This window comes from Micromonospora lupini (assembly GCF_026342015.1).
GTDB lineage: Bacteria > Actinomycetota > Actinomycetes > Mycobacteriales > Micromonosporaceae > Micromonospora > Micromonospora lupini_B.
On the sequence record NZ_JAPENL010000001.1, the window covers coordinates 2,427,677 to 2,443,863 of the forward strand.

The window sequence follows — 16,187 nt, forward strand, 5'->3', positions numbered from 1 at the left end:
GCTCAGCTGTCCCGGTCGGCGGGGCGTACGCCGGCGGCGTCGGCCCGGTCGTCGTCGCGCGCCTCCCGCGTCTCGCCCACCGGCCCGTCGGCGCGGGCGCTGGCCGCCTCGTCGTCGGCCGGCTCGTCGTCGAGCGGCTCGGCGCCCTCGGGGCGTAGCTCGTCGGCCTGCTCCGGCGGCGCCACGCCGGTGTCCCGCCAGGTGTCGTACTGCTCCTCGCTGACCACCCGGTAACCCTCGGGGGCGGCGGCGCGCGCGCTGGTCTGGCCTTCGGAGATGTCGACCTGGGACAGGTCGGACGTGGTGGGCGGCGTGGGGGTGGCCGCCACGCCGATCGGGATCAGGTACTCCCGGGGGCCGCGGACCCGCACGAAGTAGATCAACGCGCCGAGGAAGACCAGGGCGGCGGTCCAGACGTTGAGCCGTACGCCGAAGATCTGGTTCGCCTCGTCGGTGCGCATCAGCTCGATCCAGAACCGGCCGGCGGTGTAGCCCATCACGTACAGCGCGAACGCCCGACCCCGCCCGAGCCGCAACCGCCGGTCCAGGATGAGGACCAGTGCGACGACGCCGAGGTTCCACAGCGCCTCGTAGAGGAACGTCGGGTGGTAGAGGCCGGGTTCGAGGATCGGCTGCCCGGCGTCGTCCCGCAGCGCGTGCCCCGGGTTGTCCGGATCCATCCGGTGGATCTCCAGACCCCACGGCAGCGTCGTACGGCCACCGAACAGCTCGTTGTTGAACCAGTTGCCGAACCGCCCGATCGCCTGGGCCAGCGGCAACCCCGGCGCGAGCGCGTCGGCCAGCACACCGAACGGAATGCCGAGCTGCCGGGCCGCGATGAACGCGCCGACCGCGCCACCGGCGACGGCGCCCCAGATCCCGAGGCCACCCTCCCAGATGTAGAACGCCTTCAGCGGTTCGCCACCGGCGCCGAAGTACTTCTCCGGGGAGGTGATCACGTGGTAGATCCGGGCCCCGATGATGCCCGCGGGCACCGCCCAGACGGCGATGTCGAGCACCGCTCCCGGAGCGACGCCGCGCTGGCGCAGGCGGCGCTCGGTCACCCAGCAGGCCACCACGATGCCGGCGATGATGCACAGCGCGTACGCCCGGAGCGGGAACGGCCCGAGCTGCCAGACGGCGGTGCTGGGACTGGGCAGGGCCGCCTGGGGGGACAGCGAGGCGATGGTCACGGGTGCACACGCTACCGCTGCGCACCCCCACAGCGGCACCCCGGGCCGCCGCGCGCGGATCCCGATGACTTCTGGTTTGCGCCGCCGTACGCTCTTTGTCCATGAGCGCGCTCACCTGGGCGGTCGCCGCGGTCGTCACCGACGACGCCGGCCGCGTGCTGCTCTGCCGCCAGGGCCGGGGCCAGCGCCGGTACGCGTTGCCAGGCGGCCGGTTGCGGCCGGCGGAGGGCCCGGCGCGGGCGGCGCTGCGCGACATCCGCGCCGAGACCGGCTGGGAGATCGACCTTGTCGACCTGGTGGGCGTCTACCACCTCGGCGGCCCGACGACGCCCTTGCGGGCCGGTCGGGCCGGGCCGCTGCCGGACATCCTGGTGCACGTGTTCCGCGCGCGTGTCGCCGAGGGGCGACCGAGCGCGGACCCACCGCCGGGCTGCCGGCTGTCCTGGCACACCCCCGGCGCGCTGCCCGAGGCCGTCACCCCACTCACCCGGGCAGCCGTCACCGACGCGCTCGCCGGCCGCTCGGGCGTCCTGCGGAACGTCTCTCGCTCACCCGACACCGCCGACACCGCGCCACCGGTCGCGACCCGCCCGAGCGGGGAGACCCGCCCGACCGGCGAAGACCGACAGACCGGGGATCGCGACGGGCGACCGGGAGCCGGTCAGCCGCCGGAGCAGCGCGGCGAGGCGCCCGCAGACCCGTCCCTGCTGCCCTGACCGATGCGTTGCCCTCCGGCGTCGCGTTGGTCCCCGGCGCCGCTTGCCCCTGACGCCGCACACGCATCCGCCTGCACGTGTCGTGGGCACACGGGGTCCTGGCAGACCACTTTCGCTGGAGAGAGGTATACCTGTGAGTCATAAATATGACTCACAGGTATACCTCTCGTGAGGGAATGGCACTCCCGACGCTCACGCCGCGCGGCGGGACGGCTCAACGGGCGGGGTTGCGGACGCCCTCGGCGAGTTCGGCGCTCAGTGTGCGCAGCGCGGCCAGCCCTTCGGCCTCGGAGGGGGCATCGAGCACGCAGCGGACGAGCGCGCTGCCGACGATCACCCCGTCGGCGTACCCGGCGACGGTGCTGGCCTGCGCGCCGGTGCCCACGCCCAGGCCGACACCGACGGGCAGGTCGGTGACCGCCCGCACCCGCGAGACAAGCGTGGGGGCGGCGTCCGAGGTACGCGCCCGAGCGCCTGTCACCCCCATCACGGCGGTGGCGTAGACGAAGCCCCGGCAGTTTTCCACAGTCATCGCCACCCGGGCGTCGGTGGACGAGGGCGACACCAAAAAGGTGCGGTCCAGGCCGTGCGCGTCCGAGGCGGCAAGCCACTCGGCCGCCTCGTCCGGGATGAGGTCCGGCGTGATCAGGCCGGTGCCGCCGGCGGCGGCGAGGTCGCGGGCGAACACGTCCACGCCGTACCGCTCGATGGGGTTCCAGTAGGTCATCGTGACGACCGGCGCGCCGGTCGCCGCGACCGCCTCGATGATGCGCAGCGTGTCGGCCGTACGGACGCCGCCGGCCAGCGCGATGTCGCTGGCCTTCTGGATGACCGGCCCGTCCATCACCGGATCGGAGTACGGAATCTCCACCTCGATGACGTCGACGCCGGCCTCGACCATCGCCGTCATGGCCGCGATGCTGCCCTTGACGGTCGGGAACCCGGCCGGCATGCAGCCGACAAGCACGGCCCGCCCGTCGGCCCGGGCCTTGTCGAAGGCCACCCCGATGCGGCTCATCTCAGTGCTCCTTGTCGAGGATGCCGAAGTAGTCCCCGGCGGTGTGCACGTCCTTGTCGCCCCGCCCGGAGAGGTTGACCACGATGGTGGGCTCCCGGCCCAGCTCGGCGGCCAACTTCGGCGCCAGCGTGACGGTGCCGGCGAGGGCGTGCGCGCTCTCGATCGCCGGGATGATCCCCTCGGTGCGGCAGAGCAGCTCGAACGCGGCCATCGCCTCGGCGTCGGTGACGGGCAGGTAGCTGGCCCGGCCGGTGTCGTGCAGCCAGGCGTGCTCGGGCCCGACCCCCGGGTAGTCCAGACCCGCGGAGATCGAGTGCGACTCCAGCGTCTGCCCGTCGGCGTCCTGCAGCACGTACGTGCGAGCGCCGTGCAGCACGCCCGCCGACCCGCCGGTGATGCTCGCCGCGTGCCGACTGGTGGTCACCCCGTCGCCGCCGGCCTCGAAGCCGTAGAGCCGCACGTCCTCGTCGGGAACGAAGGCGTGGAAGATGCCCAGCGCGTTGGAGCCGCCGCCGACGCAGGCGGTGACGGCGTCCGGCAGCGCGCCGGTCAGGTCGAGGCACTGTTGGCGGGCCTCGTCACCGATGCCCCGGACGAAGTCACGGACCATCGCCGGGAACGGGTGCGGCCCGGCGGCGGTGCCGATCAGGTAGTGGGTCTCGTCGACGTTCGCCACCCAGTCGCGCATCGCCTCGTTCATCGCGTCCTTGAGGGTCCGCGAGCCGGTGGTGACCGGGACGACCGTGGCGCCGAGCATCCGCATCCGGGCCACGTTGAGCGCCTGCCGCTCGGTGTCGACCTCGCCCATGTAGACCACGCACTCAAGGTCGAACAGGGCGGCGGCGGTCGCCGTGGCGACGCCGTGCTGGCCCGCCCCGGTCTCGGCGATCACCCGGGTCTTGCCCATCCGCTTGGTGAGCAGTGCCTGGCCGAGCACGTTGCGCACCTTGTGCGCGCCGGTGTGGTTGAGGTCCTCACGCTTGAGCAACACCCGCGCGCCGATCTTCGCGGAGAACCGCCGGGCCTCGTAGAGCAGCGACGGCGTGCCCGCGTAGTCGCGCAGCAGCGCCCCGAACTCGGCCTGGAAGGATTCGTCCGCGATCGCCGTACGCCAGGCCCCGTCGAGCTCGTCCAGCGCGGCCACCAGGGCCTCGGGCACGAAACGACCGCCGAAGCGGCCGAAATGGCCGGCGGAGTCGGGCTGCGAGCCGGCCACCGGGGCCAGCGCATCGGCGCTCATCGGAAATCCTCTCGGTGGGGCGTCACACCGGCGCGGGTCAGCGCACCGGCCGGGGCGTCGCCGGGTGGTTGCCGGCGTTGACCAGTTCGGCCACCGCCTCGCGTGGGCTCTTCTGGGTGACCAGGCCCTCGCCGACGAGAACCGCGTCCGCGCCCGCGGAGGCGTACCGGATCAGGTCGTGCGGCCCGCGGACGCCGGACTCGGCGATCTTGACGACGCTGCTGGGCAGGCCGGGCGCGATCCGCTCGAACACCGACCGATCCACCTGAAGGGTACGCAGGTCACGGGCGTTGACCCCGATCACCTGCGCGCCGGCCTCCAGGGCCCGGTCGGCCTCCTCCTCGTCGTGGACCTCGACCAGCGCGGTCATGCCCAGCGACTCGATCCGCTCCAGCAGGCCCATCAGCACGTTCTGCTCGAGGGCGGCCACGATCAGCAGGACCAGGTCGGCGCCGTGCGCGCGCGCCTCGTGCACCTGGTAGCTGGAGACCACGAAGTCCTTGCGCAGCACCGGCACGGTGACCGCGGCACGCACGGCGGCCAGGTCGTCAAGCGACCCGCCGAACCAGCGCCCCTCGGTCAGCACGCTGATGGCCCGCGCCCCGCCCGCCGCGTAGTCGACGGCGAGATCGGCCGGATCGGCGATCTCGGCCAGCCGGCCCTTCGACGGCGAGGAGCGCTTGACCTCGGCGATGACGGCGACGCCGGGCTTACGCAACGCCGCGTACGCGTCGAGCGGCGGCGGCGCCGCCGCTGCCAGCTCACGGATCCGTTCCAACGGAACCTGTTCCTGGCGTCGGGCCACGTCCTCGCGCACGCCAGCCAGAATCTCGTCGAGCACGCTTACGGACGCCGCCTGACCGGCCTCGTCCCCCTCCGCGTGCGCATGCTCAGCAGTCACCAACGGACTCCCCTCTCCGGGTGTCATGGGCCGATGCTAGGGGCAGCCGACCGACGCCGGGAGCCGGGGGTATGGCGCTGCTCACGAAAAGGGCTGCGGCATAATGGCCGACTTGCCGTGAACGGGATGTCACGCAGCGCCACCTCCGGTATCGACCGCCGTCACACGACGGGAGCCCGGCGGCCCCGGTCGAACCGGGCCGACCCATCGATCATGCCACTGGTTCCGGTTCTCCGCGCGACGACAACGACATCTGTCGATCCTGTGAGCAAGCTCAAGGCCGAACGGCCGGTCCCAGGTCACGGGGTTGGCGGGACAGTTGACCGGGCGGTCACCCCGGCGAAACGTCAGCCGGTCAGCATCGTCCTCGGGCAGACTCGATGACGCGCCTGCCCGACCGTCCGCCAACTCCTCGTGCGGGGTGACCCATGAGCATTGCCGAGTCGAACCCGAGCATCGGACTGACCACCATCTCGCGGACCGTGGCGTCGCTCGCCGTCGGCGTGGTGCACACCCTTGAGCGTGCCGTCGTCGGCGAGGGCCGGGTGCGCACGGCACGCGGCAACGCCTGGGAGGCCGTCTGCGCCGACCGGGCCCGCGCCGACAAACGTGCCGAACTGGACCGCCTGGTGGCCGAGCTGACCGCCGCCCGTGCCGTCTCCGCCCACCGGCAGCGGGAGCATCAGCCGGTCGGCTGATCAGCCGGCTGTCGGGTCCTCGCCGCGGTCCAACGCGTCCCACGCCTCGGTGGTCCGACGCCCGGCCATCCGGCCCGGCGGAGCAACAGTGGTGGGCGCACTCTCCGTGACGGTCCGCGTGGGCCGCTCGTACCGGGCGCCCATCGCCGGCCACACTCCGCCCCGCAGCGCCGTCCACCCGCCGCCCACGGCGGCGAGCAGACCGCCGAGCAGGCAGAGCGCCGGCCACTGTCGGCTCACCACGCCGTCGAGATCGGCGACCAACCCGTAACCGCCACCGGCGGCCACCACCAGGCCCAGAGCGCCCAGCAGCACGCCCAGCAGCCGCCGTACCCAACCCCGGGTGGCCAGCACCGCGCCGCCGCCGGCCAGCGTGACAAGCGCCAGCGCCGGCAGCCACGGCAGCAGGGCCGCCCCGCTGCGGGCCTCACGCACCGGCGGCAGCGGCGCCGGGCGCGCGGTCACCTCGACCGACCAGCCCCGGGTCGCCGCCCAGAGCGCCAGGCCCGCGCCGGCCAGGCTGAGCAGCATGGCGTACGTCAACTGACGCCGACCCCCCACGCCCGCGCCCGCGCTCACCGGGCTTGCCTTTCGTTCGCGACTGCGGGGCTCCGCTGCGCTGCACTCCTCGCGCTCACCGGGCCGCCCTCAGCGTTTCGGCGGCGGCTATGGCGGCCAGCACGGCGGCGGCCTTGTCGCGGGTCTCCTGCTCCTCGGCGGCCGGATCCGAGTCGGCGACCACCCCCGCGCCGGCCTGCACGTAGGCCCGCCCGTCGCGGATCAGCGCGGTCCGGATGGCGATCGCCATGTCCAGGTCACCGCCGAACCCGAAGTAGCCGACAGTGCCGCCGTAGACGCCGCGCCGGACCGGCTCCAACTCCTCGATGATCTCCATGGCCCGCACCTTGGGCGCCCCGGAGAGCGTCCCCGCCGGAAAGGTCGCGGCGAGCGCGTCGAACGCCGACCGGTCGTCACGCAGCGTGCCGGTCACCGTGGAGACGATGTGCATCACGTGGCTGTACCGCTCGATTGTCGCGAACTCCGGCACCTGGACGCTGCCCGGCTCGCAGACCCGGCCCAGGTCGTTGCGGCCCAGGTCGACGAGCATCACGTGCTCGGCGCGCTCCTTCGGGTCGGCGAGCAGCTCGGCGGCGAGCCCGGCGTCGGCGGTCGCGGTCGCGCCGCGCGGCCGGGTACCCGCGATCGGGTGCAGCAGCGCCCGGCGCCGCCCGTCGACGCCCGCGGTGACCTTCAGGTGCGCCTCCGGCGACGAGCCGACGATGTCGAAACCGTCGAAGCGCAGCAGGTACATGTACGGGCTGGGGTTGCTGGTGCGCAGCACCCGGTAGACGTCCAGCGGGTCGGCGCGCGTCGCCCGCTCGAAGCGCTGGGAGAGCACGATCTGGAAGCACTCACCGGCCCGGATCGCCTCCTTGGCGGCCTCCACCGCCTTCAGGTAGCCACCCTCGGGCGTACGGCAGAGGACCTCGCCGGCCGGTGGACGCTCGACCGTGGAGATCATCGGTGGGATGGGTCGGGACAGCGCCGTGGTCATCGCGTCGAGGCGGCCCACCGCGTGGTGGTACGCGGCGGTGACCTGCGCGTCGCGGCCCGGGGTGTCAAGCGGCGGCAGCACCGCGTTGGCGACCAGGATCGCCGAGCCGTCGTAGTGGTCGAGCACCACCAGGTCGGTGGCGAGCATCATGCCCAGCTCCGGCACGCCCAGGTCGTTCTCGGTCAGCTCGGGCAGGCGCTCGAAGCGGCGGACGAGGTCGTAGCCGAGGTAGCCGACCATGCCCCCGGTCAGCGGGGGCAGACCGTCGGACGGGTCCCCGAGTGGGCCGGCGAGCGCCGCGACGGTGTCCCGCAGCACCCGCACCGGGTCGCCGTCGGTGGGCAGCCCGGCCGGCGGCTGGCCGAGCCAGGTCGCCACCCCGTCCCGCTCGACGAGTGTGGCGCTGCTGCGGACGCCGATGAACGAGTACCGCGACCAGGCGGTGCCCGCCGAGCCGACTCCCTGTTCGGCGGATTCGAGCAGGAACGTGCCGGGCCCTCCGGCGAGCTTGCGGTAGACACCCACCGGGGTCTCGGCGTCGGCCAGCAGGCGTCGGGTGACAGGCACGACGCGCCAGCGGGCAGCCACGTCGGTGAACGTGTTCAGGTCGGGGCTCACCGCGCCGTCGGTCATGTGCCGGCCCCCGTCACGGGCAGCTCGGTGAAGAAGCAGGTCCGGTGCCCGGTGTGGCAGGCCGCGCCGACCTGGTCGACGCTTACCAGCAGCGCGTCGCCGTCGCAGTCCAGCGCGACCGAGCGCACGTACTGGTGGTGACCTGAGGTGGCGCCCTTGACCCAGTACTCCCGGCGGCTGCGCGACCAGTAGGTGGCCCGGCCGGTGGTGAGGGTGCGGTGCAGCGCCTCGTCGTCCATCCAGGCCACCATCAGCACCTCGCCGGACTCGTGGGCGCGTACCACGGCGGCGACCAGGCCGTCGGCGCTGCGGCGCAGCCGGGCCGCGATGGCCGGGTCGAGCCGGGACGGACGGGCCGGCGTGGACGCCGCCGGGCCGCTCGGATCGCTGGGGACGCCGGTCACCGGCGCGTCAGGTACGGGCACAGTTTCCCATTGTCCTGCACGCGGCGCGGGCACCGGCGACGACTCCCGCCGAGGGTTCGGCGGGTGGCCCACCTGCCGGGCGAGCTGGGCCACGTAGCGGTCCAGCCGGCCGTCGACCAGGGCGTCGGCCAGGTCGGCGCCGGCCACGTCGGCGATCTCCCCGGCGTACGGGCGGATCAACTGCAGGATCCCGGCGACAAGCCGTACGGCGGCGGCCCAGAGTTGCCCGGTGCCGCCCGGACGCAGCCCGAGGCAGAGCAGCATGTCCTCCCGGTAGCCGGTGGGGGCGACGGGAAGCTCCAGGGCTGCCGCGAACGCCGCCCGACGGGAGGACACCCGTACCGACGGGTTCGCCGGGCGCAGCACCGACGGGCAGAGTCGGGCGAGGTCCGCCACGGCGAGCCGGACCCCGAGGCGGTCGGCGGCGGCCCGGGCGGCGGCGGCCTTGCCGAGCGCGGCGATCAGCTCCTCCAGCCGGGGTGGCTCGGCGGGCTGGCAGAGCACCGGCAGGTCGATCCGGGGCCGCCAGTGCGGGTCGGCCCAGAGCAGCCGGGCCGGCGCGGTGACCGGCAGCCCGAACGCCCAGTCGGCCGGCTCGCCGAGGCGGTGCACCCAGGATCGGACGTCGCGTGCGGCCACCGAGACGTGTGTGACCCGACCGGCCGTCTCGGCCAGGTACGCGCGGCGGGCGGCGTACGGGGCGCCGCCGACCAGCACGTCGAGGTCGACGTCGCTGTGCGCGGTGGCGGCCCGTCGGGCGTGACTGCCGCGCAGCAGGATGCCGACCACCGGCCGTTCGGCGGCGTCCCGCAACCGCGCGGCCCAGTCCTCGAGAAATCCGCTGTGCGGTAACGGAGCGTGACCCACGGCGCCATCGTGCCGTACGTCCGATCGGTACGCAATGCCCGTTGCCGGACCTGCTGTCCGGTCCGAAGCCTACTGCCCGTTCTACCGCTGGGCGCGACGGCGGGCACCGGCGGGGAGGCGGGCCGTTGCGCGGGCGGCGTTATCTCATCTAGCGTTGAGTTCAACAGACGATGAGTTTTTCGGAGGTGCGGGATGGACGACGCGATAACCGTCCGCGACCTGGTGGTCGACCGGGGTGGGCGGCGGGTGCTGGACGGCATCAGCTGTGCCGTTCCGCGCGGCGCCGTCACAGGTCTGCTGGGCCCCAGCGGCAGCGGGAAGACCACGTTCATGCGCGCGGTGGTCGGGGTGCAGGTGGTCAGCGCGGGGTCGGTGAGCGTGCTGGGCCAGCCGGCGGGCACCCCGGCGCTGCGGCACCGGGTGGGTTACCTCACCCAGGCGCCAAGCGTCTACGCGGACCTGACGGTCCGGGAGAACGCCCGCTACTTCGCGGCCCTGTACGGGCGTGGTCGCGCCGAGGCCGACCAGGCTGTCGCCGACGTCGGGCTCGCCGAGGCGGCCGGTCAACTGGTCGTCACCCTCTCCGGTGGCCAGCGCAGCCGGGCCTCGTTGGCCTGCGCCCTGGTCGGCGAGCCGGAGCTGGTCATCCTGGACGAGCCGACAGTCGGTCAGGACCCGGTGCTGCGGGCCGACCTGTGGGCACGGTTCCACGCCATGGCCGCCGCCGGCACCACCCTGCTGGTGTCCAGTCACGTGATGGACGAGGCGGCCCGCTGCGACCGGCTGCTGCTGATCCGCCAGGGGCGGCTGATCGCCGACGACAGCCCGGCCGCGATCCGCGCGGCCGCCGGCGTGGACGACCTCGACGAGGCGTTCCTGCGACTGATCAGGGCCGGCGCACGGCAGGAGGCATCGTGAACCCGCGGATCCTGGCGGCCACCACCGGCCGCATCCTGCGCCAGCTCAGGCACGACAGGCGCACGATCGCGCTGCTCGTGGTGGTGCCTGCCGTCCTGCTCACCCTGGTCTACTTCATGTACGTCGACCAACCGACCCCGCCGGGGCAGCAGTCGATGTTCGACCGGATCGCGTTGGTGATGCTTGGCATCTTCCCCTTCGTGATCATGTTCCTCGTCACCAGCATCGCGATGCTGCGGGAGCGCACCTCCGGCACCCTGGAGCGGCTGCTCACCACCCCGCTGGGCAAGCTCGACCTGCTCTTCGGGTACGGCATCGCGTTCGGGCTGGCCGCCGCCGTGCAGGCAGCGGTCGCCGCCGGAGTGGCGTACTGGATCTTCGATCTCCGCACCGTCGGGAGCAGTGGTCTGGTGATCGGGATCGCGGTGCTCGACGCGGTGCTCGGCGTCGCCCTCGGGCTGCTGTGCAGCGCTTTCGCCCGCACCGAGTTCCAGGCAGTACAGTTTCTGCCGGTCGTGGTGGTCCCCCAGCTGCTGCTCTGTGGGCTGTTCGTGGCCCGCGACCAGATGGCCGGCTGGCTCCAGGCGCTCAGCGACGCCTTCCCGCTGTCGTACGCCATCGAGGCGTTGCAGGAGGTCGGCGCGAACGCCGAGCCGACAGGCGTCCTGTGGCGGGACGTGGGTGTGGTGCTCGGCGCGGTGGTGCTGGCGCTGGTGCTCGCGGCGGCGACCCTGCGCCGGCGCACCGGCTGACCGACAGGCGGCGGCCCGCGCCCGCGGGTTGCCGCCAGCCGTCGGGCGATCGGCGGCGTGAGCGGGAGCGGACGAACGAGGGGCGGCGATGACGCGGCGGACCGGCCGGCGACCCGGCAACCCGGACACCCGGGAGTCGATTCTCGACGCGGCGCGGGCGGCGTTCGCCGAGCGCGGCTTCGACGCCGCTCCGATCCGCGGCATCGCCGCCGCCGCAGGTGTGGACCCGGCTCTGGTGCACCACTACTTCGGCAGCAAGGACCAGCTCTTCCTGGCCGCGATGAACTTCCCCGTGGACCCGGGCGAGATGTTGCCGAGGGTGCTCGCCGGTGACCGGGACGGTGTCGGTGAGCGGCTGGTGCGTACGTTCCTGAGCATCTGGGACTCTCCGGCCGGCAGCGCCGGGGTGGCGCTGCTGCGTTCGGCGGTGAGCAACGAGTGGACCGCTCGCCTGCTGCGGGAGTTCATCACCACGCAGGTGCTGCGCCGGGTGCTCGACCAGCTCGACGTCGACCCGGCCGAATTGCCGCTGCGCGGCTCGCTTGTCGCCACCCAACTGATCGGGTTGGCGATGATCCGGCACGTGGTGCGCATGGAGCCGGTGGCGTCCGCCGACCCGGAGACCCTGGTCGCGGCCATCGGCCCCACCATCCAGCGGTACGTCACCGGCCCGTTGCCGACCTAGAGTCGTGCCGCCGGCCGGGGTGGGGTCAGCGCGGTGGGTGGGCGTCGGCGGGGCGTCGCAGCGGCGGCAGCAGCCGACCCAGCTCGTCCGGGTCGGCCACCGGACCCGGGAACGCCAGCCGGACGCGACGCCGCGCGCCGGGGCGTCCGAGGGCGACCACCAGGCCGTACCTGTCGATGCGCACCACACGCGGTGGCCCGTCCGGGGTCTGCTCGGTCAACCCGAGCTGCCGGCGCAGGTAGTCGGTCACCTGGTCGGCGTCGCGCTCGGCGAAGTCGGCAAGCAGCAGCGCCTCGAACGGGTGCACCGGGTCCGGCTCGGCCTCGGCGTACTCCAGCGGGTCGATCCGTTGCACGACGCCGGCCCGCTCCCAGCGGACCTCGGCCACCTCGAAGCGGAACAGCCGGAACCGGACGCCCACGTCGAGCAGGTCGCCGGTCGGCTCGACCGCGGCGAAGTCGACAGCGGCGCGACGCGCCTCCTCGTCGTGCAGCTCGGCCGCCCAACCGGAGACCCAGGCCCGCCCGAGCCCGGGAGCGCCGGCCGCGGGCGGCAGGTCGAGGACGTCCAGGACCACTGCGACGTCGGCGCCCCCGGCGACCGGTTGCAGCGCGGCGCCCAGGTGGCTGGCCACCGGCACCAGCAGCAGCACCCGGCCGTCGGGATCGGTCACGTGCCGGGCGTGGTGCGGGCCCGGCCGGCGGGCCAGGTGGACGAGACCGGGCAGCCGACCGGCGACGAGGGTACGAACGATCTCGGCGGGGCTGGGCCGCATGGCGCGACCTCCTTAAGAGGTTAGGCTTACCTAACCCGGAGCGTAGAGCACCCGGACCACGGCGTCCACCAGCCAGTGCGCTTCGTTATCGGGTCTGCTCCAGCCAGGAGGCGTACAGCAGGCCGTAGACCGAGTCGGCGTCGTGCACCAACTCGTCGTGCGGGCCACGCTGCACGATGCGCCCCCGATCCACCACGATCACCTCGTCGGCCGCCTGGGCTGTGGAGAGCCGGTGCGCGATGGCGAGCGTCGTGCGCCCCCGCGTGACGGCGTCCAGGGTGCGTTGCAGCCGCACCTCGGTCGCCGGGTCGACAGCGCTCGTCGCCTCGTCAAGCACCAGCAGGTCCGGGTCGGCCACGTACGCCCGGGCCAGCGCGACGAGCTGCCGCTCCCCGACGCTCAACGCCTCGCCACGCTCCCCCACCGGCGTGGCCAGGCCGGCGGGCAGACCATCCAGCCAGTCCGCCAGGCCCAGCTCCGTGAACGCGGCGCCGAGCTGCTCGTCGGTCAGCTCCGGCCGGGCGAACCGCACGTTGTCCCCCACCGTCGCGTCGAAGAGGAACCCGTCCTGCGGCACCATCACCACCCGGGCGCGCAACGAGTCGAACCGGACGTCCGCCAGCGGCACCCCGGACAGCAGCACCGCTCCCGCCGACGGGTCCATCAGGCGGGTGAGCAGCTTCGCGAAGGTCGTCTTGCCGCTGCCCGTCTCGCCGACCACCGCCACCCGGCTCTTCGCCGGAATCTCCAGGTCGATGTCGTGCAGCACCGCAGGGCCACCCGGATAGGCGAACCGCACCCCGGCGAACCGGATGTCCAACGGACCGGCCGGCAGGTCCCGGCCCTGCTCGCCCGGATCCGCCACGTCCGGGGCGACGTCGAGCACGTCCAGCACCCGCCGCCAGCCCGCGATCGCGTTCTGCGCCTCGTTGAGCACCTCGGTGGCGATCTGCACCGGCTGGATGAACAGCGTCACCAGGAAGAGGAAGGCGGTCAGCTGGCCGATCGACAGCGTGCCGTCCACCCCCAGCGTCACCCCGAGCACCACCACGCCGGCAAGCGCCAACCCGGCCGCCAGCTCGCCTACCGAACTGCCCACGATGCTGATCCGGATCGCCCGCTGCTGCGCCACGCGCTGGTTGTCGATGGCGTCGTCCAGCCGCCGCGCGGTACGCCCCGCGATGCCGTACGCCCGGATCACCGGGGCGCCCACGACGCTCTCGCCGATCGCGCCCAGCAGCGTGCCGGTGCGCTGACGCACCGTCGCGTACGCCGCGCCGAGACGACGCTGCAACCGGCGGATGACGAGCACCGCAGGCAGGAACGCCGCCAGCACCACAAGGGTCAACTGCCAGGAGTACGCCAGCATCACGGCCGTCGTCACCACCAGCTGACCCAGGTTGACCAGCAGGATCACCCCACCCCACTGGAGAAACTGGGTGATCTGGTCGACGTCGCTCGTCACCCGCGAGACGAGCGACCCACGCCGCTCCGACTGCTGGTGCAACATCGACAGGTCGTGCACGTGCCGGAACGCCCGCGTCCGCACATTCGCCAGCGCCGTCTCGCTGACCGTGAACAGCCGGCGCATCATCAGGTAACCGCAGGCCGTGGTGATCACGAGGATCGCCGCGGTGACCGCCACCACCGACCAGACCACGTCGAGGTTCAGGCCACCGATGATGCCCCGGTCGATGCCCTGCTGCACCGCGACCGGGACGGCCACCCGGCCCACCATGTAGACCAGGGCCAGGCCCAGGGTGGCCGCCAGGCCGGTCCGCAGCTCCGGGGAGAGCGCCAGCCCCCGCCGGAGGGTCTGCCAGGTGGTCTCCACCCGCGCGTCCCGCTCGTCGTTCGTCACAGTCGTACTCAATGGTCCACCTCGATCTCCAGGCCCGACGGCAGCTGCGCCACCTCGTCGTCGTACGCGCGCTCCTGCGCGCGGTCGACCTCCGCCTGCTCGTACGCGGTGACCAGGTCCACGTAGCCGGCGACGGTGGCCAGCAGCTCGCTGTGCGTGCCCCGGGCGACCACCCGGCCCTGCTCCACGTAGACGACCTCGTCGGCGAGGGCGATGGTCGCCCGGCGGTACGCCACCACCAGGATCGACGCGGCAGGCACTCCCGGCTCACCCGCCGACGCGCGCAGACCGGCGAGGATGGCCGCCTCCACGCGAGGGTCCACGGCGCTCGTCGCGTCGTCGAGCACCAGCAGGCGTGGCCGTCCGGCAAGCGCGCGGGCCAGCGTGAGCCGCTGCCGCTGGCCGCCGGAGAGTGAGGTGCCCCGCTCGCCGACCATCGTGTCCAGCCCGTCGGGCAGCGCGGCGACGAACCCGTCCGCCTCGGCCAGGCGCAGCGCCGCCCAGACGTCCTCGTCGTCGATGCCCGCCCGGTCCAGGGCGACATTGGCACGTACGGTGTCGTCGAAGATGAACGGCACCTGCGCGACAAGGGCGACAGTGCCGGCGAGCGACGCGGCGGTCAGATCGCGCACCTCCACGCCGTCCAGCTCGACGACGCCGGAGTCGGGATCGACAAGGCGGACGGCGAGCGAGGCGATTGTGGACTTCCCGGCGCCTGTCGGTCCGACCAGGGCGACCGTGCGACCGGCCGGCACGGTGAAGCCGACCTCGCCGAGCACCTGCGCGCCGACCTGGTGCGCCTCGGCCGGCGGGTAGGAGAAGTGCACGTCGGTGAACGTGAGCGTGGCCGGCCCCGACAGTGCCGGGTCGAGGACACGCTGCCCGTACGGCATCTCGCCGGTGGCGTCGAGCACCCGGCGCACCCGGTCCCAGCCGGCGACGCTGCGCGGCAGCTCGGCCAGCACCCAGCCGATGGCCCGCACCGGGAAGGCCAGCACGGTGAAGAGGAAGGCGACGCTGACCAGCTCGGTGACACTTATCGCGCCCTGGCGCAGGCGGAACGCCCCGACCACCAGCACCGCCAGGGTGCCGAGGCTGGGCAGCGTCTCCAGCAGCGGGTCGAAGACGCCCCGCAGCCGACCCACCGAGATCAACGCGTCGCGCAACTCGCCGGCGCGACCGGCGAACCGGGCCGTCTCCTGCGCCTCGCGGCCCATCGTCTTGACCACCAACGCGCCGTCGAAACTCTCGTGCGCGATGCCACTGACCTCGGCGCGCAACCGCTGCGCCCGGGCCTGCCGCGGCGCCATCCGGCGCGAGTAGACCACGTTGAGCGCGAACAGCGCGGGGAAGACCGCGAGGCCGACCAGGGCGAGGGCCCAGTCGGTGGCGAAGAGCGAGACGATCGCGCCGACAAGCATCACCAGCGTGCCCACCGCGAAGGGCAGCGGGGCGATCGGGTACCAGGCCGCCTCCACGTCCGAGTTGGCGTTGGACAGCAGCGTGCCGGTGGCGTTGCGGTGGTGCCACGACAGCGGCAGATCCAGGTAGCGGCGGGTGACCCGGCGGCGGTAGGCGGCCTGGAGCCGGTACTGCATGTAACCGGCGCCGAGCCGCCGGCCGAAGATGCCCACCACCCGCAGCACGCTGATCCCGAACAGGGCGACCGCCGCCAGCGCCAGGGTGCCGACGCCCACCTCGCCCCGCGCGATGGCCGGCACCACCACGTCACCGACCACCGCGCCCACCACGTACGCGCTGACGATGACCATCGAGCCGAACAGCACACTGCCGATCACGGCAATCGCGAAGATCCGCGGCTGCTCCCGGATCGCCTGCCGCAGAACCCCCAGCCCTCTGCCGAGCACGTCCCGACTTGTCCTGCTCGCCACGCTCTCCCCCGCCGTAAGCCACAATTATCTCCCTCATCCTTACCGCTGTGGGCCGGTG

Annotated in this window: 15 protein-coding genes and 1 pseudogene; 5 read left to right on the forward strand and 11 right to left on the reverse strand. The window is 73.3% G+C overall.

Annotated features, from left to right (window positions below; translation table 11 throughout):
• Positions 1–2: 2 nt before the first annotated feature.
• On the reverse strand, positions 3–1,193 hold the full coding sequence (gene lgt / locus OOJ91_RS10570; protein WP_266244433.1) for a prolipoprotein diacylglyceryl transferase: 1,191 nt from the start codon (positions 1,191–1,193) through the stop codon (positions 3–5).
• Positions 1,194–1,294: 101 nt separating this feature from the next.
• Between lgt and OOJ91_RS10575 the strand changes: the two genes are divergently transcribed.
• Entirely contained in the window at positions 1,295–1,909 is a 615-nt protein-coding gene (locus tag OOJ91_RS10575; RefSeq protein WP_266244434.1) for an NUDIX hydrolase, read from the forward strand.
• Between the two features lie 214 nt (positions 1,910–2,123).
• On the opposite strand, the gene trpA is transcribed toward OOJ91_RS10575, so the two are convergent.
• Genes trpA through trpC form a run of 3 tightly spaced genes read right to left on the reverse strand, consistent with a single transcriptional unit; the run spans position 2,124 to position 5,008 of the window.
• Positions 2,124–2,927 (reverse strand): tryptophan synthase subunit alpha, encoded by an 804-nt coding sequence (gene trpA, locus OOJ91_RS10580; RefSeq protein WP_266244435.1) that lies wholly within the window; start codon positions 2,925–2,927, stop codon positions 2,124–2,126.
• A 1-nt stretch (position 2,928) separates the two neighbouring features.
• Entirely contained in the window at positions 2,929–4,167 is a 1,239-nt protein-coding gene (gene trpB, locus OOJ91_RS10585; protein ID WP_266244436.1) for a tryptophan synthase subunit beta, read from the reverse strand.
• A 37-nt stretch (positions 4,168–4,204) separates the two neighbouring features.
• Entirely contained in the window at positions 4,205–5,008 is an 804-nt protein-coding gene (trpC, locus tag OOJ91_RS10590; protein ID WP_039906616.1) for an indole-3-glycerol phosphate synthase TrpC, read from the reverse strand.
• A 488-nt stretch (positions 5,009–5,496) separates the two neighbouring features.
• On the opposite strand from trpC, the gene OOJ91_RS10595 reads away from it, so the two are divergent.
• Complete coding sequence (locus OOJ91_RS10595) at positions 5,497–5,766, forward strand: hypothetical protein (protein ID WP_266244437.1); 270 nt, start codon at positions 5,497–5,499, stop codon at positions 5,764–5,766.
• Here OOJ91_RS10595 and OOJ91_RS10600 read toward each other — a convergent pair whose 3' ends face one another.
• The 4 genes and pseudogenes from OOJ91_RS10600 to OOJ91_RS34370 form a co-directional block, all read right to left on the reverse strand.
• Positions 5,767–6,297, reverse strand: a complete 531-nt coding sequence (locus OOJ91_RS10600) for a Trp biosynthesis-associated membrane protein (protein WP_439117059.1) — start codon at positions 6,295–6,297, stop codon at positions 5,767–5,769.
• Positions 6,298–6,400: 103 nt separating this feature from the next.
• Positions 6,401–7,954, reverse strand: a complete 1,554-nt coding sequence (locus OOJ91_RS10605; protein WP_266244439.1) for an anthranilate synthase component I — start codon at positions 7,952–7,954, stop codon at positions 6,401–6,403.
• A complete protein-coding gene (gene hisI, locus OOJ91_RS10610) occupies positions 7,951–8,379 on the reverse strand; it encodes a phosphoribosyl-AMP cyclohydrolase (protein ID WP_266245360.1) in 429 nt (142 codons plus the stop codon). The genes OOJ91_RS10605 and hisI overlap by 4 nt, the downstream gene beginning before the upstream one ends.
• 180 nt (positions 8,380–8,559) lie before the next feature.
• Positions 8,560–9,246, reverse strand: a pseudogene (locus tag OOJ91_RS34370) (phosphoribosyl-AMP cyclohydrolase); the annotation flags it as partial.
• Positions 9,247–9,438: 192 nt separating this feature from the next.
• On the opposite strand from OOJ91_RS34370, the gene OOJ91_RS10620 reads away from it, so the two are divergent.
• From OOJ91_RS10620 to OOJ91_RS10630, 3 genes are all read left to right on the forward strand, one after another.
• On the forward strand, positions 9,439–10,164 hold the full coding sequence (locus OOJ91_RS10620) for an ABC transporter ATP-binding protein (RefSeq protein WP_266244440.1): 726 nt from the start codon (positions 9,439–9,441) through the stop codon (positions 10,162–10,164).
• On the forward strand, positions 10,161–10,916 hold the full coding sequence (locus OOJ91_RS10625) for an ABC transporter permease (protein WP_266244441.1): 756 nt from the start codon (positions 10,161–10,163) through the stop codon (positions 10,914–10,916). Before OOJ91_RS10620 ends, OOJ91_RS10625 begins: the two co-directional genes overlap by 4 nt.
• An 88-nt stretch (positions 10,917–11,004) precedes the next feature.
• Positions 11,005–11,601: a TetR/AcrR family transcriptional regulator gene (locus OOJ91_RS10630; protein ID WP_266244442.1), complete on the forward strand. Its 597-nt coding sequence runs from the start codon at positions 11,005–11,007 to the stop codon at positions 11,599–11,601.
• Positions 11,602–11,626: 25 nt separating this feature from the next.
• Here OOJ91_RS10630 and OOJ91_RS10635 read toward each other — a convergent pair whose 3' ends face one another.
• The 3 genes from OOJ91_RS10635 to OOJ91_RS10645 form a co-directional block, all read right to left on the reverse strand.
• On the reverse strand, positions 11,627–12,376 hold the full coding sequence (locus tag OOJ91_RS10635) for a DUF2470 domain-containing protein (RefSeq protein ID WP_266244443.1): 750 nt from the start codon (positions 12,374–12,376) through the stop codon (positions 11,627–11,629).
• An 85-nt stretch (positions 12,377–12,461) separates the two neighbouring features.
• The gene (locus OOJ91_RS10640) at positions 12,462–14,249 is read right to left on the reverse strand and encodes an ABC transporter ATP-binding protein (RefSeq protein WP_439117036.1); all 1,788 of its coding nucleotides are present in this window, start codon (positions 14,247–14,249) and stop codon (positions 12,462–12,464) included.
• Entirely contained in the window at positions 14,246–16,129 is a 1,884-nt protein-coding gene (locus tag OOJ91_RS10645; RefSeq protein ID WP_266244444.1) for an ABC transporter ATP-binding protein, read from the reverse strand. The genes OOJ91_RS10640 and OOJ91_RS10645 overlap by 4 nt, the downstream gene beginning before the upstream one ends.
• Positions 16,130–16,187 lie beyond the last annotated feature (58 nt).

What these genes read in the sequence shown, in the direction of transcription:
- OOJ91_RS10635 (WP_266244443.1), bottom strand. Translation starts at nt 12,376, where the DNA reads ATGCGGCCCAGCCCCGCCGAGATCGTTCGTACCCTCGTCGCCGGTCGG.
- OOJ91_RS10575 (WP_266244434.1), top strand. Translation starts at nt 1,295, where the DNA reads ATGAGCGCGCTCACCTGGGCGGTCGCCGCGGTCGTCACCGACGACGCC.
- OOJ91_RS10620 (WP_266244440.1), top strand. Translation starts at nt 9,439, where the DNA reads ATGGACGACGCGATAACCGTCCGCGACCTGGTGGTCGACCGGGGTGGG.
- OOJ91_RS10595 (WP_266244437.1), top strand. Translation starts at nt 5,497, where the DNA reads ATGAGCATTGCCGAGTCGAACCCGAGCATCGGACTGACCACCATCTCG.
- trpA (WP_266244435.1), bottom strand. Translation starts at nt 2,927, where the DNA reads ATGAGCCGCATCGGGGTGGCCTTCGACAAGGCCCGGGCCGACGGGCGG.
- trpB (WP_266244436.1), bottom strand. Translation starts at nt 4,167, where the DNA reads ATGAGCGCCGATGCGCTGGCCCCGGTGGCCGGCTCGCAGCCCGACTCC.
- OOJ91_RS10600 (WP_439117059.1), bottom strand. Translation starts at nt 6,297, where the DNA reads ATGCTGCTCAGCCTGGCCGGCGCGGGCCTGGCGCTCTGGGCGGCGACC.
- OOJ91_RS10630 (WP_266244442.1), top strand. Translation starts at nt 11,005, where the DNA reads ATGACGCGGCGGACCGGCCGGCGACCCGGCAACCCGGACACCCGGGAG.
- OOJ91_RS10605 (WP_266244439.1), bottom strand. Translation starts at nt 7,954, where the DNA reads ATGACCGACGGCGCGGTGAGCCCCGACCTGAACACGTTCACCGACGTG.